The organism is Streptomyces sp. NPDC034037 (assembly GCF_055575715.1).
Map to the genome: position 1 here is coordinate 120,008 of NZ_JBVISC010000011.1, position 23,363 is coordinate 143,370.

The 23,363-nt window shown below is 71.7% G+C and carries 21 protein-coding genes; 14 read left to right on the forward strand and 7 right to left on the reverse strand.

Translation table 11 applies throughout. The features are described 5' to 3' along the window. Positions 1–3: 3 nt before the first annotated feature. From tal to gnd, 5 genes are read left to right on the forward strand one after another with little or no spacing between them, the layout of a single operon-like run. Positions 4–1,155 carry a transaldolase gene (gene tal, locus ACZ516_RS30410; protein WP_469012744.1) on the forward strand — a complete coding sequence of 384 codons (1,152 nt, stop codon included), beginning with the start codon at positions 4–6 and terminating at the stop codon, positions 1,153–1,155. Then, positions 1,152–2,684, forward strand: a complete 1,533-nt coding sequence (gene zwf, locus ACZ516_RS30415) for a glucose-6-phosphate dehydrogenase (RefSeq protein WP_361083321.1) — start codon at positions 1,152–1,154, stop codon at positions 2,682–2,684. Before tal ends, zwf begins: the two co-directional genes overlap by 4 nt. Then, complete coding sequence (opcA, locus tag ACZ516_RS30420; protein WP_358579183.1) at positions 2,681–3,622, forward strand: glucose-6-phosphate dehydrogenase assembly protein OpcA; 942 nt, start codon at positions 2,681–2,683, stop codon at positions 3,620–3,622. The genes zwf and opcA overlap by 4 nt, the downstream gene beginning before the upstream one ends. Next, complete coding sequence (gene pgi, locus ACZ516_RS30425) at positions 3,615–5,273, forward strand: glucose-6-phosphate isomerase (protein WP_469012746.1); 1,659 nt, start codon at positions 3,615–3,617, stop codon at positions 5,271–5,273. The genes opcA and pgi overlap by 8 nt, the downstream gene beginning before the upstream one ends. A 13-nt stretch (positions 5,274–5,286) precedes the next feature. After that, positions 5,287–6,192, forward strand: coding sequence for a phosphogluconate dehydrogenase (NAD(+)-dependent, decarboxylating) (gene gnd / locus ACZ516_RS30430; RefSeq protein WP_358913841.1), 906 nt, complete (start codon positions 5,287–5,289; stop codon positions 6,190–6,192). A gap of 138 nt (positions 6,193–6,330) precedes the next feature. Here gnd and ACZ516_RS30435 read toward each other — a convergent pair whose 3' ends face one another. The 4 genes from ACZ516_RS30435 to ACZ516_RS30450 form a co-directional block, all read right to left on the reverse strand. Further along, complete coding sequence (locus ACZ516_RS30435; protein ID WP_469012749.1) at positions 6,331–7,497, reverse strand: serine hydrolase domain-containing protein; 1,167 nt, start codon at positions 7,495–7,497, stop codon at positions 6,331–6,333. 119 nt (positions 7,498–7,616) lie between these two features. Continuing rightward, positions 7,617–8,582: a DUF72 domain-containing protein gene (locus ACZ516_RS30440; RefSeq protein ID WP_469012752.1), complete on the reverse strand. Its 966-nt coding sequence runs from the start codon at positions 8,580–8,582 to the stop codon at positions 7,617–7,619. 44 nt (positions 8,583–8,626) lie between these two features. Continuing rightward, positions 8,627–9,307 (reverse strand): glycerophosphodiester phosphodiesterase, encoded by a 681-nt coding sequence (locus tag ACZ516_RS30445; RefSeq protein WP_358579193.1) that lies wholly within the window; start codon positions 9,305–9,307, stop codon positions 8,627–8,629. A gap of 25 nt (positions 9,308–9,332) precedes the next feature. Then, positions 9,333–10,397 carry an adenosine deaminase gene (locus tag ACZ516_RS30450; protein WP_358579195.1) on the reverse strand — a complete coding sequence of 355 codons (1,065 nt, stop codon included), beginning with the start codon at positions 10,395–10,397 and terminating at the stop codon, positions 9,333–9,335. 124 nt (positions 10,398–10,521) lie between these two features. Here ACZ516_RS30450 and ACZ516_RS30455 point away from each other — a divergent pair, with 124 nt between their 5' ends. Beyond that, positions 10,522–11,283 carry a DUF4190 domain-containing protein gene (locus tag ACZ516_RS30455; RefSeq protein ID WP_469012753.1) on the forward strand — a complete coding sequence of 254 codons (762 nt, stop codon included), beginning with the start codon at positions 10,522–10,524 and terminating at the stop codon, positions 11,281–11,283. Positions 11,284–11,308: 25 nt separating this feature from the next. Here the strand turns inward: ACZ516_RS30455 and ACZ516_RS30460 are convergent, their stop codons facing one another. Continuing rightward, positions 11,309–12,628, reverse strand: coding sequence for an aminotransferase class I/II-fold pyridoxal phosphate-dependent enzyme (locus tag ACZ516_RS30460; protein WP_361083334.1), 1,320 nt, complete (start codon positions 12,626–12,628; stop codon positions 11,309–11,311). Positions 12,629–12,741: 113 nt separating this feature from the next. Between ACZ516_RS30460 and ACZ516_RS30465 the strand changes: the two genes are divergently transcribed. Further along, entirely contained in the window at positions 12,742–13,980 is a 1,239-nt protein-coding gene (locus ACZ516_RS30465) for an MFS transporter (RefSeq protein WP_469012756.1), read from the forward strand. 30 nt (positions 13,981–14,010) lie between these two features. Here ACZ516_RS30465 and ACZ516_RS30470 read toward each other — a convergent pair whose 3' ends face one another. Beyond that, positions 14,011–14,568: an NADAR family protein gene (locus tag ACZ516_RS30470; protein WP_469012757.1), complete on the reverse strand. Its 558-nt coding sequence runs from the start codon at positions 14,566–14,568 to the stop codon at positions 14,011–14,013. A gap of 207 nt (positions 14,569–14,775) precedes the next feature. Here ACZ516_RS30470 and ACZ516_RS30475 point away from each other — a divergent pair, with 207 nt between their 5' ends. The 7 genes from ACZ516_RS30475 to ACZ516_RS30505 all read left to right on the forward strand — a co-directional run bounded on the left by ACZ516_RS30475 (position 14,776) and on the right by ACZ516_RS30505 (position 22,724). Continuing rightward, positions 14,776–16,278, forward strand: a complete 1,503-nt coding sequence (locus ACZ516_RS30475) for a gamma-aminobutyraldehyde dehydrogenase (protein ID WP_361083340.1) — start codon at positions 14,776–14,778, stop codon at positions 16,276–16,278. A gap of 69 nt (positions 16,279–16,347) precedes the next feature. After that, a complete protein-coding gene (locus ACZ516_RS30480; RefSeq protein ID WP_469012760.1) occupies positions 16,348–17,598 on the forward strand; it encodes an ABC transporter substrate-binding protein in 1,251 nt (416 codons plus the stop codon). 97 nt (positions 17,599–17,695) lie between these two features. Further along, positions 17,696–18,856, forward strand: a complete 1,161-nt coding sequence (locus ACZ516_RS30485) for an ABC transporter ATP-binding protein (RefSeq protein WP_361083342.1) — start codon at positions 17,696–17,698, stop codon at positions 18,854–18,856. Further along, positions 18,853–19,791, forward strand: coding sequence for an ABC transporter permease (locus tag ACZ516_RS30490; RefSeq protein WP_469012762.1), 939 nt, complete (start codon positions 18,853–18,855; stop codon positions 19,789–19,791). Before ACZ516_RS30485 ends, ACZ516_RS30490 begins: the two co-directional genes overlap by 4 nt. Continuing rightward, on the forward strand, positions 19,791–20,591 hold the full coding sequence (locus ACZ516_RS30495; RefSeq protein WP_358698014.1) for an ABC transporter permease: 801 nt from the start codon (positions 19,791–19,793) through the stop codon (positions 20,589–20,591). Before ACZ516_RS30490 ends, ACZ516_RS30495 begins: the two co-directional genes overlap by 1 nt. 76 nt (positions 20,592–20,667) lie before the next feature. Further along, a complete protein-coding gene (locus tag ACZ516_RS30500) occupies positions 20,668–22,086 on the forward strand; it encodes an NAD(P)/FAD-dependent oxidoreductase (RefSeq protein ID WP_469012764.1) in 1,419 nt (472 codons plus the stop codon). A 161-nt stretch (positions 22,087–22,247) separates the two neighbouring features. Continuing rightward, positions 22,248–22,724 (forward strand): bifunctional DNA primase/polymerase, encoded by a 477-nt coding sequence (locus ACZ516_RS30505; protein ID WP_358913834.1) that lies wholly within the window; start codon positions 22,248–22,250, stop codon positions 22,722–22,724. Here the strand turns inward: ACZ516_RS30505 and ACZ516_RS30510 are convergent. Next, on the reverse strand, positions 22,693–23,322 hold the full coding sequence (locus ACZ516_RS30510; protein ID WP_469012766.1) for a phosphatase PAP2 family protein: 630 nt from the start codon (positions 23,320–23,322) through the stop codon (positions 22,693–22,695). The genes ACZ516_RS30505 and ACZ516_RS30510 overlap by 32 nt on opposite strands. Positions 23,323–23,363 lie beyond the last annotated feature (41 nt).

A 23,363-nucleotide genomic window follows, 5' to 3' on the forward strand; every position in this document is an offset into this window, starting at 1 on the left:
CACATGACCAGCGCCGCACCCGCTGCCCCCGCCACCGCCGCCGCGCGCCTGAAGGCCCTGTCCGACGAAGGCGTCTCCATCTGGCTGGACGACCTCTCCCGCACCCGCATCGAGTCCGGCAACCTCGCCGAACTGATCGAGAAGAGCCACGTCGTGGGCGTCACCACGAACCCCTCGATCTTCCAGGCCGCCATCGGCTCCGGCGCGGGCTACGAGGAGCAGCTCGCCGACCTGGCCGTGCGCCGGGTCACCGTCGAGGAGGCCGTCCGCATGATGACCACCGCCGACGTCCGCGCCGCCGCCGACGTGCTGCGCCCCGTGTACGACACGACCGGCGGCCGCGACGGCCGCGTGTCCATCGAGGTCGACCCGCGCCTGGCCCACGACACCGCCGCCACCATCGCCGAGGCCAAGCAGCTCGCCTGGCTCGTCGACCGCCCGAACGTCATGATCAAGATCCCGGCGACCGAGGCCGGCCTGCCCGCCATCACCGAGGTCATCGGCCTCGGCATCTCGGTCAACGTCACGCTGATCTTCTCCCTGGAGCGCTACAAGGCCGTCATGGACGCCTATCTCGCGGGCCTGGAGAAGGCGCACGAGCGCGGCATCGACCTGGCCGGCATCCACTCGGTGGCCTCCTTCTTCGTCTCGCGCGTCGACTCCGAGATCGACAAGCGCCTCGAGAAGGTCGGCACGGACGAGGCCGCCTCCCTCAAGGGCAAGGCCGCCCTCGCCAACGCCCGCCTCGCCTACGAGGCCTACGAGCAGGTCTTCGCCTCCGACCGCGCCGCCCGCCTGGAGGCCGCGGGCGCCCACAAGCAGCGCCCGCTGTGGGCCTCGACGGGCGTCAAGGACCCGGCGTACAAGGACACCCTGTACGTCGACGAGCTGGCCGCCCCCGGCACCGTCAACACCATGCCGGAGGCCACCCTCAAGGCCACCGCCGACCACGGCGACATCCACGGCGACGCGGTCACCGGCACCTACGACGCCTCCCGCGCCGAACTGGCCGCCGTCGAGAAGCTCGGCATCTCCTACGACGAGGTCGTCCAGCAGCTGGAGGACGAGGCCGTCGCCAAGTTCGAGGCCGCCTGGACCGACCTGCTCGGCACGGTCGCCACCCGCCTGCGGGACAAGGAGGCCGGCACCAAGTGAGCGCCACCGACTGGCACAACCCCCTCAGGGACCCCCGCGACCGGCGCCTGCCGCGCATCGCCGGCCCCTCCGGGCTCGTCATCTTCGGCGTCACCGGCGACCTGTCCCGCAAGAAGCTGATGCCGGCCGTCTACGACCTCGCCAACCGCGGACTGCTCCCGCCGGGCTTCTCGCTCCTCGGGTTCGCCCGCCGCGAGTGGGAGGACCAGGACTTCGCCCAGGTCGTCCACGACTCGGTGCGCGAGCACGCCCGTACGCCCTTCCGCGAGGAGGTCTGGCAGCAGCTCGCCGACGGCATGCGCTTCATCCCGGGCGACTTCGACGACGACACCGCCTTCCGCCAGCTGCGGGAGGCCGTCGAGGAGCTGGACGACAAGCGCGGCACGAGCGGCAACTACGCCTTCTACCTCTCCGTACCGCCGAAGTTCTTCCCCAAGGTCGTCCAGCAGCTCAAGAAGCACGGCCTCGCGGACGCCCCCGAGGGCTCCTGGCGCCGCGCCGTCATCGAGAAGCCCTTCGGCCACGACCTCGCGTCGGCCAAGGAATTGAACGCGATCGTGCACGAGGTGTTCGCCCCGGACCAGGTGTTCCGGATCGACCACTACCTCGGCAAGGAGACCGTCCAGAACATCCTGGCGCTGCGCTTCGCCAACCAGATGTACGAGCCCATCTGGAACCGGTCGTACGTCGACCACGTGCAGATCACGATGGCCGAGGACATCGGCATCGGCGGCCGCGCCGGCTACTACGACGGCATCGGTGCCGCCCGCGACGTCATCCAGAACCACCTCCTCCAGCTGATGGCGCTGACCGCCATGGAGGAGCCGGCCGCGTTCGACGCCGAGTCGCTCGTGATGGAGAAGCTGAAGGTCCTCAAGGCGGTGCGCCTGCCCGACGACCTCGCGGCCTCCACGGTCCGTGCCCAGTACGCCGCGGGCTGGCAGGGCGGCGAGAAGGTCAGGGGCTACCTCCAGGAGGACGGCATCGACCCCGCGTCGAAGACCGACACCTACGCCGCCGTCAAACTGGAGGTCGACAACCGCCGCTGGGCGGGCGTCCCCTTCTACCTGCGCACCGGCAAGCGCCTGGGCCGCCGCGTCACCGAGATCGCGGTCGTCTTCCAGCGCGCCCCGCACTCGCCGTTCGACTCCACGGCCACCGAGGAGCTCGGCCAGAACGCCATCGTCATCCGCGTCCAGCCCGACGAGGGCATGACCGTGCGCTTCGGCTCGAAGGTCCCGGGTACGTCGATGGAGATCCGCGACGTGTCGATGGACTTCGCCTACGGCGAGTCGTTCACCGAGTCCAGCCCGGAGGCGTACGAGCGGCTGATCCTGGACGTGCTGCTGGGCGACGCCAACCTCTTCCCGCGCACGGAGGAGGTGGAGGAGTCCTGGCGCATCCTCGACCCCGTCGAGGAGCACTGGGACCACCATGGCAGGCCCGCCCGGTACGCCTCGGGCAGCTGGGGCCCCGAGGAAGCGGACGAGATGCTCGCACGAGACGGACGGAGCTGGCGCAGGCCATGAAGATCGATCTGACCGACACCACGGCAAGCAAGATCAATAAGGCGCTCGTGGAAGGACGCCGGGCCATCGGCACGCCCGCCGTCGGCGTGGTCCTGACGATGGTCATCGTCACCGACGAGGAGAACGCCTACGACTCGGTCAAGGCGGCCGAGGAGGCCTCCCGCGAGCACCCCTCGCGCACCCTCGTCGTCATCCGGCGCACCGCCCGTTCCCCGCGCGACCGCCAGGGCAACCGCCTGGACGCAGAGGTGCGGGTCGGCTCCGAGGCCGGCACCGGCGAGACCGTGTTCCTGCGCCTGTACGGCGAGGTCGGCCAGCACGCCGACTCCGTCGTCCTGCCGCTGCTCCTGCCCGACGCCCCCGTGGTCGTCTGGTGGCCGGTCGACGCGCCGGAACATCCCGCCAAGGACCCGCTGGGCGCCCTCGCGGCCCGCCGCATCACCGACGCGTACGCCGTCGAGGACCCGCTCGCCGCCCTCGCGGCCCGCGCCGCGTCCTACGCCCCCGGCGACACCGACCTCGCCTGGACCCGCCTCACGCCCTGGCGCTCCATGCTGGCCGCCGCCCTCGACCAGGCCCGCGTCGAGGTGACGTCGGCCGCCGTCGAGTCCGAGGCCGACAACCCGAGCGCCGAACTGCTCGCGCGCTGGCTCGGCGCCCGGCTGGGCGTCGCGGTCGAGCGCGTCACCACCGCCGGGCCCGTCGTCACGGCGGTCCGCCTCGGCACGGCCGACGGGGAGATCCGCATCGACCGCCCCGAGGGCCCCCTCGCCACCCTGTCCCTGCCCGGCCAGCCCGCGCGCACCCTCGCCCTGAAGGTGCGCTCGACGGCCGAGCTGATCGCCGAAGAGCTGCGCCGCCTCGACGCCGACGAGATGTACGCCGTCGCGCTGCACGGAGACGCCCTCGGTACCAAGGAGTCCGTTCACCATGCCTGACACCAAGGACAGCAAGCCCCTCCTGACGCGCCGCCCCCAGTGGACCGCGCTGGAGGACCACCGCGCCAAGTTCAACGGCACCCACCTGCGCGACCTGTTCGCCGCCGACCCGGGGCGCGCCGAGCGCTACACCGTCCAGGTCGGCGACCTGCACATCGACTACAGCAAGCACGTCGTCACCGACGAGACGCTCGCCCTCCTCCAGGAACTGGCCGCCGCCACCGACGTGTTCGGGCAGCGCGACGCCATGTTCCGCGGCGAGAAGATCAACACCACCGAGGACCGCGCCGTCCTGCACACGGCCCTGCGGGCACCCGCCGACGCCGTGATCGAGGTCGACGGCGAGAACGTCGTGCCGAAGGTGCACGCCGTCCTCGACAAGATGGCCGCCTTCGCGCAGAAGGTCCGCTCGGGCGAGTGGACCGGCCACACCGGCAAGCGCATCAAGAACGTCGTCAACGTCGGCATCGGCGGCTCCGACCTCGGCCCCGCGATGGCCTACGAGGCGCTGCGCCCCTACACCGCGCGCGACCTCACCGTCCGCTTCGTCTCCAACGTCGACGGCGCCGACCTCCACGAGGCCGTCCGCGACCTCGACCCCGCCGAGACGCTGTTCGTCATCGCCTCGAAGACGTTCACCACCATCGAGACGATCACCAACGCCAAGGCCGCCCGCGCCTGGCTGCTGGCCTCCCTCGGCGACGAGGCGGCCGTGGCCAAGCACTTCGTGGCCCTGTCGACGAACGCCGAGAAGGTCTCCGACTTCGGCATCGACACGGCCAACATGTTCGAGTTCTGGGACTGGGTCGGCGGCCGCTACTCCTTCGACTCCGCCATCGGCCTCTCCCTGATGATCGCCATCGGCCCGGACGCCTTCCACGAGATGCTGGACGGCTTCCGCCTCGTGGACGAGCACTTCCGCACGGCACCCGCCGAGGCCAACGCGCCGCTCCTGATGGGCCTGCTGGGCATCTGGTACGGAAACTTCCACGACGCGCAGTCGCACGCGGTGCTGCCGTACTCGCACTACCTGTCGAAGTTCACCGCCTATCTCCAGCAGCTCGACATGGAGTCCAACGGCAAGTCCGTGGACCGCGAGGGCCGCCCGGTGCGGTGGCAGACGGGCCCGGTCGTCTGGGGCACCCCCGGCACCAACGGTCAGCATGCCTACTACCAGCTCATCCACCAGGGCACGAAGCTGATCCCCGCCGACCTCATCGGCTTCGCGAAGCCCGTCGAGGAGCTGGGCGAGCTGGCCGCGCAGCACGACCTGCTGATGGCCAACCTCTTCGCGCAGGGCCAGGCCCTCGCGTTCGGCAAGACGCCCGATGAGGTGCGCGCCGAGGGTGTGCCGGAGGAACTGGTCCCGCACAAGACGTTCCAGGGCAACCACCCCACGACGACGATCCTCGCCAAGGAGCTGACGCCCTCGGTCCTCGGCCAGCTCATCGCCCTCTACGAGCAGAAGGTGTTCGTCCAGGGCGCCGTGTGGAACATCGACTCCTTCGACCAGTGGGGCGTCGAACTCGGCAAGGTCCTCGCCAAGCGCGTGGAGCCCGCCCTCACCGAGGGCGCCGAGGTCCCCGGCCTGGACGCCTCCACGCAGGCGCTCGTCGCCACCTACCGCGCCCTGCGCGGCCGCACCTCCTGAACCCCGACCTCCGCTGACCCCCGGAAAGAGAGCAACTGACATGCAGCTCGGACTCATCGGCCTCGGCAAGATGGGCGGCAACATGCGCGAGCGCATCCGCCGCGCCGGCCACACCGTCATCGGCTACGACCGCAACCCCGACGTCTCCGACGTCGCCTCGCTCGCCGAACTGGTCGACAAGCTCGAAGGCCCGCGCGTCGTCTGGGTGATGGTCCCGGCGGGCGCGGCCACCCAGTCGACCGTGGACGAACTGAAGGACCTCCTGTCCGAGGGCGACATCGTGGTCGACGGCGGCAACTCCCGCTGGACGGACGACGAGAAGCACGCCGAGGAGCTGAAGGCCAAGGGCATCGGCTTCGTGGACTGCGGTGTCTCCGGCGGCGTCTGGGGCCTGGAGAACGGCTACGCGCTCATGGTCGGCGGCGACGACGAGCACGTCGCCCGCGTCAAGCCGGTCTTCGACGCCCTCAAGCCGGAGGGCGACTTCGGCTACGTCCACGCGGGCAAGGTCGGCGCCGGCCACTTCTCCAAGATGGTCCACAACGGCATCGAGTACGCCATGATGCAGGCCTACGCCGAGGGCTGGGAGCTGCTGGAGGCCGTCGACTCGGTCACGGACGTGCGCGAGGTCTTCCGCTCCTGGCAGGAGGGCACGGTCATCCGTTCCTGGCTGCTGGACCTCGCGGTCAACGCGCTGGACGACGACGAGCACCTTCAGAAGCTGCGCGGCTTCGCGCAGGACTCCGGGGAGGGCCGCTGGACCGTCGAGGCGGCCATCGACAACGCGGTCCCGCTCCCGGCGATCACCGCGTCCCTCTTCGCCCGCTTCGCGTCCCGCCAGGACGACTCCCCGCAGATGAAGATGATCGCCGCGCTGCGCAACCAGTTCGGCGGCCACGCGGTGGAGTCCGCGAAGTAACCGGCCCGGGACTCCGTGCGGCGCCGCCTCAGGAACGGCGGCGCCGCACGGGCGTGCCAGGCGTCCTCGGCGGCGTACCGCCACGTGGACCACGGCGGCGGCTTCCGGAACGGCACGTAGGTCGGCCGGTCAGGTCTCTCACTGCAGCGCGGCCCCGACGATGCGCTCGGCCACCGGGTTCTTGCCCGAGCCCTTCGCGTCGGTCGCGTTGACCGAGTAGACGAGGGTGCGTGAGCCGTCCTCGGTGGCGGCGATCAGGTTCGTGTAGCCGTAGCGTGCGCCGGTCTTGAGCCAGATGTCCTTGCCGCCGATCTTCATGTGCTGCGGGCCCCCGCCGTAGACCGCCTCGGGGACGCCCGGCGCGAGGCGGGGCAGCGTGAGCATCTCCTTCAGCTGGGCGTCCGGCAGTACCTGTCCCCCGAAAAGGGCCCGTGTGAAGGTCTCCAGGTCGGCCGTGGATGAGATCATGTCGCCCGCCGCGAAGCGGTCGGACTGGTTCCACTCGGTGACGTCCACCAGCCGGGCCGTGCCGTCCGGGCGTTCCATCGTCTGGTAGCCGCGGTTGTGCGGCCCGCGGATACGGGGGTCGGTGCCCGGGAAGTACGTGTCGCGCATGTGCAGCGGCTCGAAGATCCGCTGCCGGGCCTGATGGGCGTACGTGTCTCCGGTGACCCTCTCGATCAGCAGACCGAGCACGGTGTAGCCGATGTTGCGGTAGTGCTGCTCGGCGCCCGGGTCGTGCTGGGGGCCCTTGGCGAGGGCGGAGGCGACGACGGTCCGCGGGTCCAACGTGTCGTAGCGGTGGGCGTATTCGTCGTCGAAGCCGTCGCCCGGCTTGAGGCCGCTGGTGTAGTTCAGGAGGCTGCGGACGGGGATGGGCCGGAACTCGTTCCCGAACAGTTCCGGCATGTAGTGCTGCACCGGCTCGTCCAGGTCGAGCGCGCCCTCGGCGGCCAGTTGCAGGGCGACGGCAGCCGTCACGATCTTGGTCGTGGACCCGGCGCGGAACCGGCCCCGCGGGTCGGCCTGACGGTGCGTGACCAGGTCGTGGACGCCCGCACTGCCGCGCCAGGTGCCGTCCGTGCCGCCGACGCGGACGAGGGCCGCGGTCGCGTCGGCGTTCGGCAGCCCCTTGATCGCCTCGCGCAGGGCCTTGGAGTCGGGGCGGGCCGAGTCGGGGCGGGCCGAGAGGGCGTCCACGGTCGTCCCGCGGGCCGGGGTGTGCGCGAGGGCGGGGGCGGTCGCGGCGCCGGTCAGGCCGAGGATGAGGGCGGTGGCGAGAGTGGCGCGGGCGGGGACCTTCACGGGGACTCCTGGTGCGGTTGTGGTCTGGTACCTGGTGTCCTCATCCTCGTGATCATGGCGGGGCGGTGGATCGTCCGCAGGGAGGGTGCGTGCCCTGGACCGCACCGGGGTCAAGGAGCCTACGTGCCGGGGGAGTCCCCGGGGTTGTCCCCTAGGGGCGTCCAGTCCAGGGGGAGCATCGCGTCGTCGGGGGCCTCGGGGGCCTCGGGGGCCTCGGGGGGCTCGGGGGCTTCCGGGGAGTCCGAGGCGACGAGTCGGCTCATCGACTCGGCCGCACGGACCGCCGCATCCCCGCAGCAGTTGTTGAACAGCACGTGGACCTCGTCGGCGCGCTCGGCCATGGAGCGTATCCGCGGGACCCACTCGGCGAGTTCCGCCGCCGCGTACACGTGCCGGAACTTGTCCTCCTTGGAACCGGTGCCCCACGCCGCACTGCGACCGTGGAAGCGGACCACCGCGTGCCGCGCCGCGGTGACCGGGGCCACGGGGGGCATGGAGCCGGACAGGCCCTGCGCCGTGTCCACCGCGACCGCCGCCAGGTCCAGCTCCGTCAGCAGCGCCTCGCTGCGGGCCCGCTGGTCCTCGTGCCACCACGCGGGGTGGCGGAACTCCACGGCCACCGGCCAGCCCGCCGCGCGTTCGGCGCACTCGTGCAGCGCCTTCTCCGCCCGGGGCCCCGGGGTGAACCACGGCGGGAACTGGAAGAGCAGCGTCCCCAGCCGGTCCGCCCGGCGCAGCGGTTCGAGCGCCCCGCTGAAACGCTGCCACACGGCGTCGAGCAGCCAGGGGCCTACCGGTTCGCCCCGCAGATCCGGCGGCAGGGCCGCCTGCCGGGTCGGGTGCCCGGTGAGCAGGGAGAACGCCTTCACGTCGAAGCGGAAGCCGTCCGGCGTGCGGTCCGCCCACAGCCGGCAGGTCTCCTCGCGGGGGAGCGCGTAGTAGGTCGCGTCCACCTCCAGCACCGGGAAACGGCCGGCGTAGTGCCGCAGCCTCCCCTCGGCGTCCTTGAACCCCCGCGGGTACCAGCCGCTGGCCAGCAGCGCGCGGTCCGTCCACGAACAGGTCCCCACCAGAATGTCGTTCATCCCGTCCGGGTACCCCGAGGTGCGCCCGACGCGCCCCCGATGTCTCAGGAGGCGCGCAGCGACTCCAGGACGTCGATGCGGTTGGTGGTGATGGCGTCCACCCCCGCGTCGAGCAGCCGGCGCATCGAGCGGCGCGTGTCCGGGGTCCACGCCGAGACGAGGAAACCGTCCCGGTGCACCTGGCGGACCAGCTCGCCGTCGACGAGCGGGAAGCGGTAGTTGAGCCAGCGCGGCTTCACCGCGTCGAGCAGTACGCGGCGGGGCGGGGCCAGCGTGGTCCAGGTCAGCGCGATCTCCGCGGCCGGATCGGCGTCGCGCAGCGCGAGCATCGTCTGACCGCCCGCGCAGTAGTACACGCGCTCGGCCGCCCCGCACTCCGCGACGGTCCCGACGACCGTACGGACGGCGTCGTGCGTCGCGCCCGGCAGGTCGATCATGATCCGGCGGCCCTCCGTGGCCGCGAGGGCCGCTTCGAGCGTCGGCACGCCGCCCTCGGTGAGACCGTCCAGCTCGGCGGCGGACAGGGCGCCGAGCGGACGCGCGTACCCCCACAGCCGTTCGAGCGTCGCGTCGTGCAGCAGGACGGGTACACCGTCACTGCTCAGGCGGACGTCGATCTCCACCGCGTCCGCGCCCCGTTCGAACGCGGAGCGCAGGGAAGGGAGGGTGTTCTCGCGGACACGGTAGGGATCGCCTCGGTGGGCCACAGCTGTCACGGTGCGCATGGACCCATTGTGTGGTGCCGGCGGATCACGGGGCGAGCCACGTCTCCGTGTACGTGTCGATCTCGGCGGCGATCCGGGCCTTGCCCGCCGGGTCGAGGAAGGACGCCTCGACCGCGTTCTTGGCGAGGGCCGCGATGCCGCGCTCGTCCAGGCCGAGGAGGCGGGCCGCGACGGCGTACTCGTTGTTCAGGTCGGTGCCGAACATCGGCGGGTCGTCGGAGTTGATCGTCACGATCACACCGGCGTCCACGAACTGCTTGAGCGGGTGTTCGTCCAGGGTGCGCACCGCGCGCGTGGCGATGTTCGAGGTCGGGCAGACCTCCAGCGGGACGCGGTGCTCGGCGAGGTGGGCGAGGAGCCTCGGGTCCTGCGCGGAGGTGGTGCCGTGGCCGATGCGCTCGGCGCCGAGGTGGACCAGGGCGTCCCAGACGGTCTGGGGCCCGGTCGTCTCGCCCGCGTGCGGTACGGAGCGCAGGCCGGCCGCGATGGCCTGGTCGAAGTAGGGCTTGAACTGCGGACGCGGGACACCGATCTCGGGGCCGCCGAGCCCGAACGAGACCAGCCCCTCAGGGCGCAGCTTCTCGTCGGTGGCGAGCCGCAGCGTCTCCTCGGCCGCCGTCAGACCGGCCTCGCCGGGGATGTCGAAGCACCAGCGCAGCACCGTGCCGAACTCCGCCTCGGCGGCCTTGCGGGCGTCCTCGATGGCGTCCATGAAGGCGCGGTCGTCGATGCCGCGACGGACGGAGGAGTACGGGGTGATGGTCAGCTCGGCGTAGCGCACGTTCTGCCGGGCCATGTCCCGGGCCACCTCGTAGGTGAGCAGGCGGACGTCCTCCGGGGTGCGGATCAGGTCCACGACGGAGAGGTAGACCTGCACGAAGTGCGCGAAGTCGGTGAACGTGAAGTAGTCGGCGAGCGCCTCGGGGTCGGTCGGCACGGCGGAGTCCGGGTGCCGGGCGGCCAGCTCGGAGACGATGCGGGGGGAGGCCGAGCCGACGTGGTGCACGTGCAGCTCCGCCTTGGGCAGTCCTGCGATGAAGGCGTGCGGGTCTTCGGCTGTCGCGGCTGCGGGCTGCTGCTGCTCGGTCACGGTTTCCTCCCCAGGAACGGACTTGATCGGCTGATCGGGTGGGTCGGGATCATCGTAGGCGGCGATGGGCCCGGGGGAAGCGGGGGCCGTAGCATGACGGAACGCAGGGAAGGGGTGACCCGCCATGTCCGCGAAGCCCGAGGACGACGACGCGGTGCCCGGCGCGGGCGGCGCGGGTGGCGCGGGGGCGCCGGAGGAGCGCGACCCGTGGGCGCCGCCGCCGGAGGACACGACGCCGCGGAAGAAGAGGCGGGGGCCGTCGACGCCCTATGGCCAGTGGCCCTACGCCCAGCCGGCCCCCGGTGAGCCGGCCCACGGACAGTCCCCCCGAAGCCAGTCGCCCCGCGACCAAGGGGCGCACCGTCGGTGGACGGCCACCCCCATGCCGGGAGCGTCCCCGCACGCGGCAGACGCCTACCCCTTCGCGGTGCCCGGAGAACCGGTGCCGCCGCCGCCGATCTCGCCGGACGGGCCGGGGCAGCCGCAGCCGCAGTCGCCGTACGGGTACCCGGGGCCTGGGGGCTACCCCGTCGGTCAGGGCGGGCCCGGATACGGCTGGCCGGGCATGCCGGGGGCGCCCGCGAACGGGATGGGGGTCGCCGCGTTGGTCCTCGGCGTCATCGCGACCGTCGTCTTCTTCCTGGGGCCGCTGCCCATCGTGCTCGGCGTCCTCGCGGTGATCTTCGGCGCGGTGGGACGCGGGAGGGCGCGGCGGGGCGAGGCGACCAACGGGGGCCAGGCCCTCGCCGGGATCATCTGCGGCGCGGTCGGCATCGTGCTGGGCGTGGCCCTGCTGGTGGTCCTCCTCGTGGTGCCGGACGAGGACATGGACGCGGGCCGTTCAGCCATGTCGGCGACAACGGCCATGCCGGTCGCCGGGTCTTAGCCGGCGTCCCGGGCGCGGCGCGGGCTCACCCCCCGTACGTGGCCTCGGACTCGTCCAGCACGGCGGCGAAGTCCGCGGCCAGCCGGGCGGCGTCCGCCGTCCCCAGCGCGGCCGTGGTGACACGCACGGCGGTGGGCGCGGCGATGCGGAAGCGCGCCCCCGCGGCCACCCACCACCCCCGCGAGCGCAGTCCGTTGACGACCGCGGACTCGTCCCGTACGGGCACCCATACGTTCATCCCGCTCGCCCCCCGCGCCGCGATCCCGTGCCGCGCGAGCTCACGGATCAGCGCTTCGCGCCGCTCCGCGTAGGCGCGCTCGGCCCGGCCCACCACCTCGCGCGCCACGGGGTCGGTCATCGTCCGCCGGACCGTCTCCTGCAGGACGTGACTGACCCACCCCGAGGTGAGCAGCATCCGCCCCTCGTGCCTGGCCAGCGTGGTGGCGTCGCAGGCGAGGGCCGCCCACCGCAGGTCGATGCCCAGGTGCTTGGAGACGGTGCGCACCTGCGCCCAGCGCGCGAGTCCACCGGTCGCCAGCGAGTGCGGGGCCGCCCCCGCCACCTCGGCGTTGTGGTCGTCCTCGACGACGAGCACGTCCGGGTGACCGCCGAGGACGTCGAGCAGCGCCGCGCGCCGCGCCGCGGTGAAGCGGCCGCCCGTCGGATTCTGCCCGCGCGGGCTGCACACCAGAGCCCTGGCGCCCGCCCGCAGCGCCCGCCGCAGCGGTTCCGGCCCGATGCCCTCGTCGTCCACGGCCACCGGCACCATGCGCAGGCCGAGCGCCGGCACGAGGTCGAGGAGATGGTGGAAGCCCGGGTCCTCCACGGCCACCGCGTCGCCCGGCTTCAGCTCCACCGACAGGAGCCGGGCCATGCAGTCCAGCGCTCCGTGCGCGAAGGTCACCCGCTCCGCGGGCACCCCGTCCCGCGCGAACCACTCCCGGGCCACGTCCTCCAGCTCCGCGAGGCGCGGCGCCGCGCGGTGCGAACCGCCCACCGGCTCCACCCGGGCAGGTGGCGCCAGGACCGGCAGCAGAGCGGAGTCCGGATGTCCGCCCGCCAGGTCGCGTACTCCCCCCGGGGCTCTGGGCGGCCTGCGGGTCCCGACCGCCGGGGCCTGTGCCACGACCGTGCCGCCCCGACCGCGTGTCACCACGATGCCGCGCTGCCGCAGTTCCTTGTAGGCCGTCGCCACCGTGCCGGCGCTGACCCCGAGCTCGTCGGCGAGCCGGCGCACCGGGGGCAGCGCGGCGCCCGGCGCCAACCCGCCGTCGGCCACGGCCTGTTCGACCGACGCGGTAATGCCCTTGGCGGTCGACCCACTGATCGAATATTGTGCTGCCACAGAAGTAAGTATGTACCGATACAAAACGCTGGGTCAAGGGGGGATGGGTGAGCCTCGCTCGTCGACGGTCCGCGCTGTACGCACGCATACCGGGGGGTGCCGACGGCCGCCGCATGCTCTGGATCGCTCTGGTCAACAAGGCGGGGACCGGCCTGTGGATGGGGGCGGCCGCTCTCTACTTCACCCTGGTCACCGGCCTGTCCGTGGCGGAGGTCGGCACGCTCCTGGGCGTCTCGGGCGCCGCCGGCATCGCGGGTGCGCCGCTCGCGGGCCACCTCGCCGACCGCTTCCCGGTCACCCGCGTCATCATCGGCGCCCAACTCCAGCAGGCCGTCGCGCTGCTGGCCCTGCTCACCACCGACCACTTCGCGCTGCTCCTGCTGTACTCGGCCGTCAACAGCCTCGCCGACCGCGGTGCCAACGTGCTCACCAAGCTGTACGCCGCCCGCGTCGCGGGCCCGAACCGCACCACGTACCAGGCCGTGCAGCGCACCGTCTCCAACGCGGGCTGGGCCATCGGCGGTCTCGCCGGTGCGCTCGCGCTCGCCGTCGGCACCACCCACGCCTACCAGGCGCTGCTCGTCGGCAACGTACTCAGCTTCCTCGCCGCCGCGGCGCTCACCCTGCGCTGCGGCGAACCGCCTTCACCGACCCGCATGATCACCGACTCCACGGCCACCGCACCGGTCGCCCCGCCGTCCAACCCCTGGCGCGACCGCTCCTACCTGCTCTTCACCCTGACCGAGGCGGCCCTCTTCCTCGACGACGCGGTGCTCCAGGTCGGCATCCCGCTGTGGATCGTCCACGCCACCGACGCCCCGCACGGTCTCGCGCCGCTCCTCATGGTGCTCAACTGCGTACTGGTCGTCTGCTGCCAGGTACCGCTGTCCCGGTTCGGCAGCACCCCCGACCGGGCCCGCGCACTCCTGCTCCCCCTGGCGGCCTGCTTCGTCGCCGGGTGCGCCGCCCTGACCGTCTCCACGCTCGGCGACACGTGGCTCGCCGTCGCCGCCCTCACGGTCGCGGCGACCGCGCTCACCTTCGCGGAGATACTCCACGCCATCGCCTCCTGGGAGCTGTCGATCGCGCTCGCCCCCGACGACGCCCAGGGTGCCTACCTCGGGGTGCACGGGCTGTCCTCGTCGGCCCAGCGCAGCGGCGGACCGCTCCTGGTCACCGCCGTGATCGCGGCGGGCCCGCTCGCCTGGCCGGTCCTCGGCGCGGGCGTGCTCGTGACGGTGGCGGCGCAACGCCGTCTCGTACGGAAGCGGCTGACCCGGCCGGCCCGGCAGGACTCCGCCGCGACAGGCGCCCCCGCGCCCGGCGAGGCCGCGACGCCCCGAAGCGCCTGACGCCCCGAAGCGCCTGAGGCGCCCCGCCGGTCAGAGGCGGGACCGCGCCTCCATCAGCGCGAAGCCCAGCAGGTTGGGGCCCCGCCACTTCTCGGGGTCCTCCACGCGCGGGTCGTCCGCGGCCAGGCCCACGCCCCAGACCCGGTCCAGGGGGCTCGCCTCCACCAGGACCCGCGATCCCGTCCCCCGCAGAAAGTCCCGCAGCGCCGGATCCGCGGAGAACTTGTGCACGCCGCCCTCGACCACGATCCCGAACCGCTCGCGCGCCCACGTCGCCTCGTCGAAGCCCCGTACGAGCCGCCCCGCCGTCTTCGCCTCCGCGGGGGTCCGCGCCGCGAGGGCGGTCCGCTCCGCGTCCGGGTCGCCGAAGAGGCGGGCCTTGGCCGCCATCATCCAGTGCTCGGCGGTCGCGTACCGCACGCCGTCCACGGTGAAGGGCGCCGGCCACCACTGGCTGAGGCAGCTCGCGCCGAGCGAACCGTCCCGTCTCGGCGTATGTCCCCAAAAGTGCAGGTACTTCACCTTCTCGCCCGCGCGCACCGCGCCGACCAGCGCTTTCACCGAGCGGATCGACTCGATTCCCGTCATGCACGCGAGTCTGGCACGCACCACGGACACTCCGTCCCGGGTTTTCCGGGACGACTCGACACCTGGTCGACAGATTCCGTCGCGTAACCAAAAGGCAACAACGGAATCACTTGTTGGACCATCACTGCTCTGTCAGGATCGGCACTCAAATCGATCTGGAGCTACGTCGACCCCGGCGGGACGGGGCGGGCGGCGGAGGAGAGCGTCATGCACAACTTCCAGGCGCGGGACCACTTCGCGGACGGCGCGCAGTACATCGCCGGCCGCCCGGTCAAGGGCACGTCCGGCCGGACCCACACCGTCGTGGACCCCGCGACGGGCGACGACGTCCACACGTACGAACTCGCCGGGCGCGACGACGTGGACGCCGCCGTCGCCGCCGCAGCCGAGGCGTTCCCCGGCTGGGCCGGCGCCACCCCGGGCGAGCGCTCCGACGCCCTGCACCGCTTCGCCGGCGTCCTGGCCGACCGCGCCGAGCAGTTCGCGCAGGCCGAGTCGTTGCAGTGCGGCAAGCCGATCAAGTTGAGCCGGGAGTTCGACGTCCCGGGGACGGTCGACAACACCGCCTTCTTCGCGGGCGCGGCCCGGCATCTCCAGGGCCAGTCGGCCGGTGAGTACACCGGGGACCACACCTCCTACGTACGCCGGGAGCCCATCGGCGTCGTCGGGTCCATCGCGCCCTGGAACTACCCGCTCCAGATGGCCGCCTGGAAGGTCCTGCCGGCCATCGCGGCCGGCAACACCATCGTCCTCAAGCCCGCCGAGCTGACCCCCTTCACCTCGCTGCTCTTCGCGCGGGCCGCCACCGAGGCCGGTATCCCGGACGGTGTCGTCAACGTCGTCTCGGGCGCGGGCCGGGACGCCGGTGAGCACCTCGTGGGCCATCCCGACGTCGCGATGACCTCCTTCACCGGGTCCACCGGCGTCGGCAAGCGCGTCGCGGAGATCGCCACCGCCACCGTCAAGCGGCTGCACCTGGAACTCGGCGGCAAGGCGCCCTTCGTGGTGTTCGACGACGCCGACCTCGAGGCCGCCGTGCACGGCGCGGTCGCCGGAGCGCTCATCAACTCCGGGCAGGACTGCACGGCCGCCACGCGCGCGTACGTCCAACGCCCGCTCTACGACGCCTTCGTGCAGGGTGTCGCCGACCTCATGCGGAGCGTGCGGCTCGGCGACCCGTTCGACCCGAGCACCGACATGGGGCCGCTCATCTCCCACGCGCACCGCGACCGCGTCGCCGGGTTCGTCGAGCGCGCCCGCTCCTACGCGCGCGTGGTGACCGGCGGCGAGGCGCTCGCCCACCCGGGCGCCTACTACCGGCCCACCCTCGTCACGGACGCGGCGCAGGACAGCGAGATCGTGCAGTCCGAGATCTTCGGGCCGGTGCTGGTCGTGCTGCCCTTCGACGGCGACGACGAGGGCATCCGGCTCGCCAACGACACCCCCTACGGTCTCGCCGCCTCCGCCTGGAGCCGCGACGTGTTCCGCGCGAACCGCGCCACCCGGGAGATCAAGGCCGGGTGCGTCTGGGTCAACGACCACATCCCGATCCTCAGCGAGATGCCGCACGGCGGCTACAAGGCGTCCGGCTACGGCAAGGACATGTCCGCGTACTCGTTCGAGGAGTACACGCAGATCAAGCACGTCATGTTTGACAACACCGCGGTGGTCCGCAAGGACTGGCACCGCACGATCTTCGGGGACCGCTAGTCACGTAGCCACGTCGTCACAGGCCGCCCGACCAGCGGCCGCCTGATTCCCGAAAGGGCAACCACGCGCATGGAGCAGAACCAGCCCGACAGCCTGTCCCCGGCCCAATGGGCCGCCATGCGGCGCAGTCTGCGAAACGGCAGGGGCTCCCTGACCCGCCGTTCCCTGCTGCGCGCCTCCACGGGCGGCGCGCTCGCCTTCGGCGGTCTCGGGGCGCTGAGCGCCTGCGGGATCCCCGCGGCGGGCAAGCGGCAGGGCGAGGTCTCGTCCGACGACCACTCGGCGCGGGAGAAGCACATCACCTTCTCCAACTGGACCGAGTACATGGACGTCGACGACAAGGACGAGAACCGGCGGCCCACCCTGGAGGCGTTCACGAAACGCACCGGGATCACGGTCAAGTACACCGAGGACATCAACGACAACGTCGAGTTCTTCGGGAAGGTCAAACCGCAGCTCGCCGCGGGCCAGGAGACCGGCCGCGACCTCATCTGCGTCACGGACTGGCTCGCCGCCCGGCTCATCCGGTTCGGGTGGGTCCAGAAACTGGACCCCGCGAACCTGCCGCACGCGTACGCGAACCTCTCCAGCCAGTTCCGCACCCCCGACTGGGACCCCGGCCGCTCCTACTCGTATCCCTGGACCGGCATCTCCACCGTCATCGCCTACAACAAGAAGGCGACCGGCGGGAAGAAGATCACCTCGGTGGCGCAGCTGCTGGAGGACCCCAAGCTGCGCGGGCGGGTCGGATTCCTCTCCGAGATGCGCGACACCGTCGGCATGACGCTTCTCGACATGGGCAAGAATCCCGCGGACTTCTCCGACGACGACTTCGACGCGGCCATCGCCCGCCTCCAGAAGGCCGTCGACAAGAAGCAGATCCGCCGCTTCACCGGCAACGACTACACGTCGGACCTCGCCAAGGGCGACATGGCCGCCTGTCTCGGCTGGGCCGGCGACGTCGTACAGCTCCAGGCGGACAACCCGGACATCGGCTTCCACATCCCGGACCAGGGCTACATCACGTCCACGGACAACCTGCTCGTCCCGAACAAGGCGCGCCACAAGAAGAACGCCGAGCGGCTCATCGACTACTACTACGAGCCCGAACCGGCGGCCCGCCTCGCCGCCTACATCAACTACGTGTGCCCGGTGGACGGGGTGCGGGACTCCCTCGCGAGGATCGACAAGGACGCGGCGTCGAACCCGCTGATCCTTCCCGACAAGGAGATGAAGGAGAAGTCCCGGGCGTTCCGGTCGCTGACTCCCAAGGAAGAGACCGCGTACGAGGAGAAGTTCGCGAAGCTCACCGGCGTCTAGGGCGTGTGGTGAAAGTCCCGTGGCGGAGCCACAAGTGTCACAGCCCCGCGCCCCTGACGGGGCGCCTCTGTTCCCCCTCGATTCCCCTGGACCCATCATGACGACTGCTCAAGAACACGGCGGCGACGTCCGTCTCACCGGGATCAGCAAGACGTACGGCTCCTTCACCGCCGTGCATCCTCTCGACCTCACCGTGCCGCAGGGCTCCTTCTTCGCGCTGCTCGGCGCCTCGGGCTGCGGCAAGACCACCACGCTGCGCATGATCGCCGGCCTGGAGGAGCCCAGCTCGGGCACCGTCCACCTCGGCGAGCAGGACGTCACGGCCCTGCCGCCGTACAAGCGGCCCGTGAACACCGTCTTCCAGTCCTACGCGCTCTTCCCGCACCTGGACATCTTCGAGAACGTCGCCTTCGGCCTGCGCCGCCGCGGCATCAAGTCCGTGAAGAAGCAGGTCGGCGAGATGCTCGACCTCGTCCAGCTCGGCGAACAGGCCCGCAAGAAGCCGCACCAGCTCTCCGGCGGCCAGCAGCAGCGCGTCGCCGTCGCCCGCGCGCTGATCAACCACCCCAAGGTGCTCCTGCTCGACGAGCCCCTCGGCGCCCTCGACCTCAAACTGCGTCGCCAGATGCAGCTGGAACTCAAGCGCATCCAGACCGAGGTCGGCATCACCTTCGTCCACGTCACGCACGACCAGGAGGAGGCCATGACCATGGCCGACACCGTCGCCGTGATGAACGGCGGCCGCGTCGAGCAGCTCGGCGCCCCCGCCGACCTCTACGAGAACCCGCGCACCACCTTCGTCGCCAACTTCCTCGGCACCTCCAACTTCATCGGGGCCGAGGTGACGGCGGAGAGCGGCGACGACCTGATCCTCAAGGCGGGCGACTGCACGCTGACGCTGCCCGCCGCCCGATGTACCGGCCCCACCGCCACCGGCAGCCGCATCCTGGTCGGCGTACGGCCCGAGAAGATCTCCCTCACGCACACCGACGACGCGGGCCAGATCCCCGCCGGCCGCAACCGCGTCACCGGACGCATCGCCGACAGCAGCTTCATCGGCGTCTCCACGCAGTACGTCATCGACAGCCCGGCCTGCGACTCCTTCGAGGTGTACGCGCAGAACATCGAGCGCGACGGCCGCCTCACCCCGGGCGCCGAGGTCGTCCTGCACTGGAACCCCGCGCACACCTTCGGCCTGGACGCCGCCCAGGACATCGAGGCCGGCGCCGCGAAGGTCGAGGAGGACGCCTCCGCATGACCACCGCCCCCACCGAAGCGCCCCCGGCGAAAGACCCCGGGACCCCGGGGCCGGCGCCCCGCAAGACCCGCAGGCGCGGCCGCCTCGTCCCCTACTGGCTGCTGCTCCCCGGCATCCTCTGGCTGATCGTCTTCTTCGCGCTGCCGCTGGTCTACCAGGCCTCCACATCCGTGCAGACCGGCTCGCTCGAAGACGGCTTCAAGGTCACCTGGCACTTCGCCACCTACTGGGACGCCCTCACCGAGTACTGGCCGCAGTTCCTGCGCTCGGTGTTCTACGCCGGCGCCGCCACCGTCCTGTGCCTGCTGCTCGGCTACCCGCTCGCCTACCTCATCGCGTTCCGCGCGGGCCGCTGGCGCAACATCATCCTCGTCCTGGTCATCGCGCCGTTCTTCACCAGCTTCCTCATCCGTACGCTGGCGTGGAAGACGATCCTCGCGGACGGCGGCCCTCTGGTGGGCGCCCTCAACTCCCTGCACGTCCTGGACGTCACGAGCTGGCTGGGCGTCACCTCCGGCGACCGGGTCCTCGCCACCCCGCTCGCGGTGATCTGCGGCCTCACCTACAACTTCCTGCCGTTCATGATCCTGCCGCTCTACACCTCGCTGGAGCGCATCGACGGACGGCTGCACGAGGCGGCCGGCGACCTCTACGCCAAACCGTCCACGACCTTCCGCAAGGTGACGTTCCCGCTCTCCATGCCCGGCGTCGTCTCCGGGACGCTGCTCACCTTCATCCCGGCCGCGGGCGACTACGTCAACGCGGACCTGCTCGGCTCGACCGACACCCGCATGGTCGGCAATGTCATCCAGACGCAGTTCCTGCGCATCCTGGACTACCCGACGGCGGCCGCCCTGTCCTTCATCCTCATGGCCGCCATTCTCTTCATGGTGACCTTCTACATCCGCAAGTCCGGAACGGAGGATCTGGTCTGATGGCTGTTCTTCGTTGGCTGCGGCGCAATCTCGTCGTCATCGCGGGCCTGTGCACGCTCGCCTATCTGCTCCTGCCGAACGTCGTCGTCACCGTGTTCTCCTTCAACAAGCCGAAGGGGCGCTTCAATTACTCCTGGCAGGAGTTCTCCACCGACGCCTGGAAAGATCCGTGCGGCGTCGCCGACATGTGCGGCTCGCTCAGCCTGAGCCTGCAGATCGCCACCTGGGCGACGATCGGTGCGACCGTGCTCGGCACGATGATCGCCTTCGCCCTGGTGCGCTACCGCTTCCGGGCGCGCGGCGCCATCAACTCGCTGATCTTCCTGCCGATGGCGATGCCCGAGGTCGTCATGGCCGCCTCGCTGCTCACGCTCTTCCTCAACATGGGCGCGCAGCTGGGCTTCTGGACCGTCCTCATCGCCCACATCATGTTCTGCCTCAGCTTCGTGGTGACCGCCGTCAAGGCGCGCGTCATGTCGATGGACCCCCGCCTGGAACAGGCCGCCCAGGACCTCTACGCCGGCCCCGTGCAGACCTTCCTGCGGGTCACGCTGCCCATCGCCGCCCCGGGCATCGCGGCGGGCGCGCTGCTCGCCTTCGCGCTCTCCTTCGACGATTTCATCATCACGAATTTCAACGCGGGCTCGACCGTGACCTTCCCCATGTTCGTCTGGGGATCGGCACAGCGCGGTACGCCCGTTCAGATCAATGTGATCGGTACGGCGATGTTCCTCGTCGCGGTGCTGCTCGTACTCGCCGGAATGCTGGCCGGCAAGCGCCGCAACAAGCAGTCCCAGTAGTCCCGGCAAGAAGTCCCGGTAAGAAGTCCCGGTAAGAAATCTCATCACCCCCGCAATTTCTGAAGGAGTGGAAATCATGGCCCCAAGCGCCATGACCCGCTGGACCAAGTCCCTCTCCGACGCCCAGCCGGTCTCGTACTGGCTGGACGACCCCGGCAGGCCCGCCCCCGAGCCCGCCCTCACCGGCGACGACCGGTGCGACCTGCTCGTCGTCGGCGGCGGCTACAGCGGCCTGTGGACCGCGCTCAACGCCAAGGAGCGCGACCCGCGCCGCGAGGTCGTCCTCGTCGAGGGCCGCGAGGCGGGCTGGGCCGCCTCCGGCCGCAACGGCGGCTTCTGCGCCGCCTCCCTCACGCACGGCATCGCCAACGGCCTGGCCCGCTGGCCCGGCGAGATCGAGAAGCTGGAGGAGCTGGGCGCCCGCAACCTCGACGCGATCGAGGCGGCCGTCAAGCGCTACTCCATCGACTGCGACTTCGAACGCACCGGTGAGATCGACGTCGCCACCGCGCCGCACCAGGTGGCCGAACTGCGCGAGACGTACGAAGAGATGACCGCCCACGGCCTGGCCGGCGGCGCCGAACTCCTCGACGCGGACGCCGTGCGCGAGCAGGTCGACTCACCGACGTTCCTCGGCGGCCTGTGGGACCGCGACGGCGTCGCCATGCTGCACCCGGCGAAGCTGGCCTGGGGCCTGAAGCGGGCCTGCCTGGAGAAGGGCGTACGCGTCTACGAGCACACGCCCGCCCTCGAACTGGCCCGGTCCGGCGCCGGAATGGCGGTCCGCACGCCGTACGGCAGGGTCTTCGCCCGCCAGGTCGCGCTCGCCACGAACATCTTCCCCTCGCTCGTCAAGCGGATCCGCGCGTACACCGTCCCGGTCTACGACTACGCGCTGATGACCGAGCCGCTGACCGGCGAGCAGCTCGCCGCGATCGGCTGGCGGAACCGGCAGGGGCTCGGCGACAGCGCGAACCAGTTCCACTACTTCCGCCTCTCCGCCGACAACCGCGTCCTGTGGGGCGGCTACGACGCGATCTACCCGTACGGGGGGAAGGTGCGCGCCGAGTACGACGACCGGCCCGAGACGTACGCGAAGCTCGCCGAGCACTTCTTCACCTGCTTCCCCCAGCTGGAGGGGGTCCGCTTCACGCACGCCTGGGGCGGCGCGATCGACACCTGCTCGCGGTTCTCGGCGTTCTTCGGCACGGCGCACCAGGGGCGCGTCGCCTACGCGGCCGGGTACACGGGTCTCGGTGTCGGGGCCACCCGGTTCGGCGCCGACGTGATGCTGGACCTGCTCTCCGGCGAGCGGACCGAGCGCACGAGCCTGGAGATGGTCCGCACCAAGCCGCTGCCGTTCCCGCCCGAGCCGTTCGCGTGGACCGGTGTCGCGCTCACCAAATGGTCGCTGGCCCGCTCCGACGCCAACGGCGGCAAGCGCAACCTCTGGCTGAAGACGATGGACAGACTGGGCCTCGGCTTCGACAGCTGAACCGGCGCACGCCGGTCGGATCACGGTCACGGCGTACGCCGGTGGGCTCACCGCGCGCCGCCGCGCTACCGGCAAGTAGGCGAACTCGCGTAATGATCCGCCCCGGGGCCTCTCTCTCCTGTGACGCGCACCGTTGTCGTACAGGAAAGGGAGGTCCCGCCATGACTGGCTCGGGTGGCTCGGGAGCGAGGGCGGCGGTCGAATGGCTGGTGTCGGTGGCACCGGATCCGGACGCCTGCCGCTGGGAATGGGAGCGCAACCCCCTCGGCGTCGCGCTGCTGCCCGCCGGGCGCCGCTGGGACGTGCTGATTCTGCCCGGCGACCTCGGCCGTCCGACGCTGGACGTGCTGAGCCGCTGCGTGGACCGCCCCGGGCCGGTGCTCACCGACTTCGGGGACGGGCGCACGGGTTTCTTCGTCCCGGCCGGCACGGCGGCCCGCTGGCTCGGCACGGGCGTGCGCGGCGCGGGGCACGGCACCTGGATCGTCGTGCCCCACCCGGGCCGCGCCGCGAGCGGCGTCCGCTGGCTGATCGCCCCCGACGGCTCGGGCACCCTGACGGACCCCGCGCTGCTCGAACTGGCGATGCACGAGGCGGCCGCGGGCCTCACGCAGGGGGCCCGGGATCAGGAGCGGTGAGCCTTTGCAGCCGCCCCACCGCCACCGCCACGATCTGGAGCAGCACCCCGCACAGCAGCCACGAGGCCACCACGTCCAGCGGCCAGTGATACCCGCGCCGGACGAGACCGAAGCCGACGGCGAGGTTCAGCGCCGCGCAGCCGATGAGCAGGGCGACGCGCCCGTACGAAGAGCGCGGCAGCGCCAGCAGGAGCAGCGCCGCCCCTCCATAGGCGACGGCGGCCGTCGCCGTGTGGCCCGAGGGGTAGAAGCCGTCGTGGCCGGGCATGCCGGGCGGGCCGGGCCGCCCGACGGCCGCCTTGAGCGGGACGACGAGCGCGGGCACCGCGGCCAGGGCGAGGGCGCAGGCGGCGCCGGGCAGCCACCAGCGGGGCGCACCGGCGCGACGCCCGCGCCAGGTCACCAGGGCAATGACGGCGACGAGGACCGGCACGGCGACACTCGCGTTGCCGAGATCGGCGAGGAACTCCGCGACGCCCTCGGGGAAACCGCAGCCCGCGACGGCCCGCCCCAGGCGCTCGTCGGCGCGGCGCAACGGCCCGCCCGCCACGACCTGCCAGGTGCACAGCGCGAAGAGCAGGGCCCCGAGAGCCGGCACGAGAAAAAGGCACGACCGCCCCGGAACAGGGGGGGAGGTTC

Coding starts and splice junctions, on each gene's coding strand:
- pgi (WP_469012746.1), top strand. CDS start 3,615: ATGCCTGACACCAAGGACAGCAAGCCCCTCCTGACGCGCCGCCCCCAG.
- ACZ516_RS30440 (WP_469012752.1), bottom strand. CDS start 8,582: ATGAACGACATTCTGGTGGGGACCTGTTCGTGGACGGACCGCGCGCTG.
- ACZ516_RS30455 (WP_469012753.1), top strand. CDS start 10,522: ATGTCCGCGAAGCCCGAGGACGACGACGCGGTGCCCGGCGCGGGCGGC.
- ACZ516_RS30490 (WP_469012762.1), top strand. CDS start 18,853: ATGACCACCGCCCCCACCGAAGCGCCCCCGGCGAAAGACCCCGGGACC.
- tal (WP_469012744.1), top strand. CDS start 4: ATGACCAGCGCCGCACCCGCTGCCCCCGCCACCGCCGCCGCGCGCCTG.
- ACZ516_RS30495 (WP_358698014.1), top strand. CDS start 19,791: ATGGCTGTTCTTCGTTGGCTGCGGCGCAATCTCGTCGTCATCGCGGGC.
- ACZ516_RS30445 (WP_358579193.1), bottom strand. CDS start 9,307: ATGCGCACCGTGACAGCTGTGGCCCACCGAGGCGATCCCTACCGTGTC.
- ACZ516_RS30480 (WP_469012760.1), top strand. CDS start 16,348: ATGGAGCAGAACCAGCCCGACAGCCTGTCCCCGGCCCAATGGGCCGCC.
- ACZ516_RS30500 (WP_469012764.1), top strand. CDS start 20,668: ATGGCCCCAAGCGCCATGACCCGCTGGACCAAGTCCCTCTCCGACGCC.
- opcA (WP_358579183.1), top strand. CDS start 2,681: ATGAAGATCGATCTGACCGACACCACGGCAAGCAAGATCAATAAGGCG.
- ACZ516_RS30465 (WP_469012756.1), top strand. CDS start 12,742: ATGCTCTGGATCGCTCTGGTCAACAAGGCGGGGACCGGCCTGTGGATG.
- ACZ516_RS30475 (WP_361083340.1), top strand. CDS start 14,776: ATGCACAACTTCCAGGCGCGGGACCACTTCGCGGACGGCGCGCAGTAC.
- ACZ516_RS30485 (WP_361083342.1), top strand. CDS start 17,696: ATGACGACTGCTCAAGAACACGGCGGCGACGTCCGTCTCACCGGGATC.
- ACZ516_RS30505 (WP_358913834.1), top strand. CDS start 22,248: ATGACTGGCTCGGGTGGCTCGGGAGCGAGGGCGGCGGTCGAATGGCTG.
- ACZ516_RS30470 (WP_469012757.1), bottom strand. CDS start 14,568: ATGACGGGAATCGAGTCGATCCGCTCGGTGAAAGCGCTGGTCGGCGCG.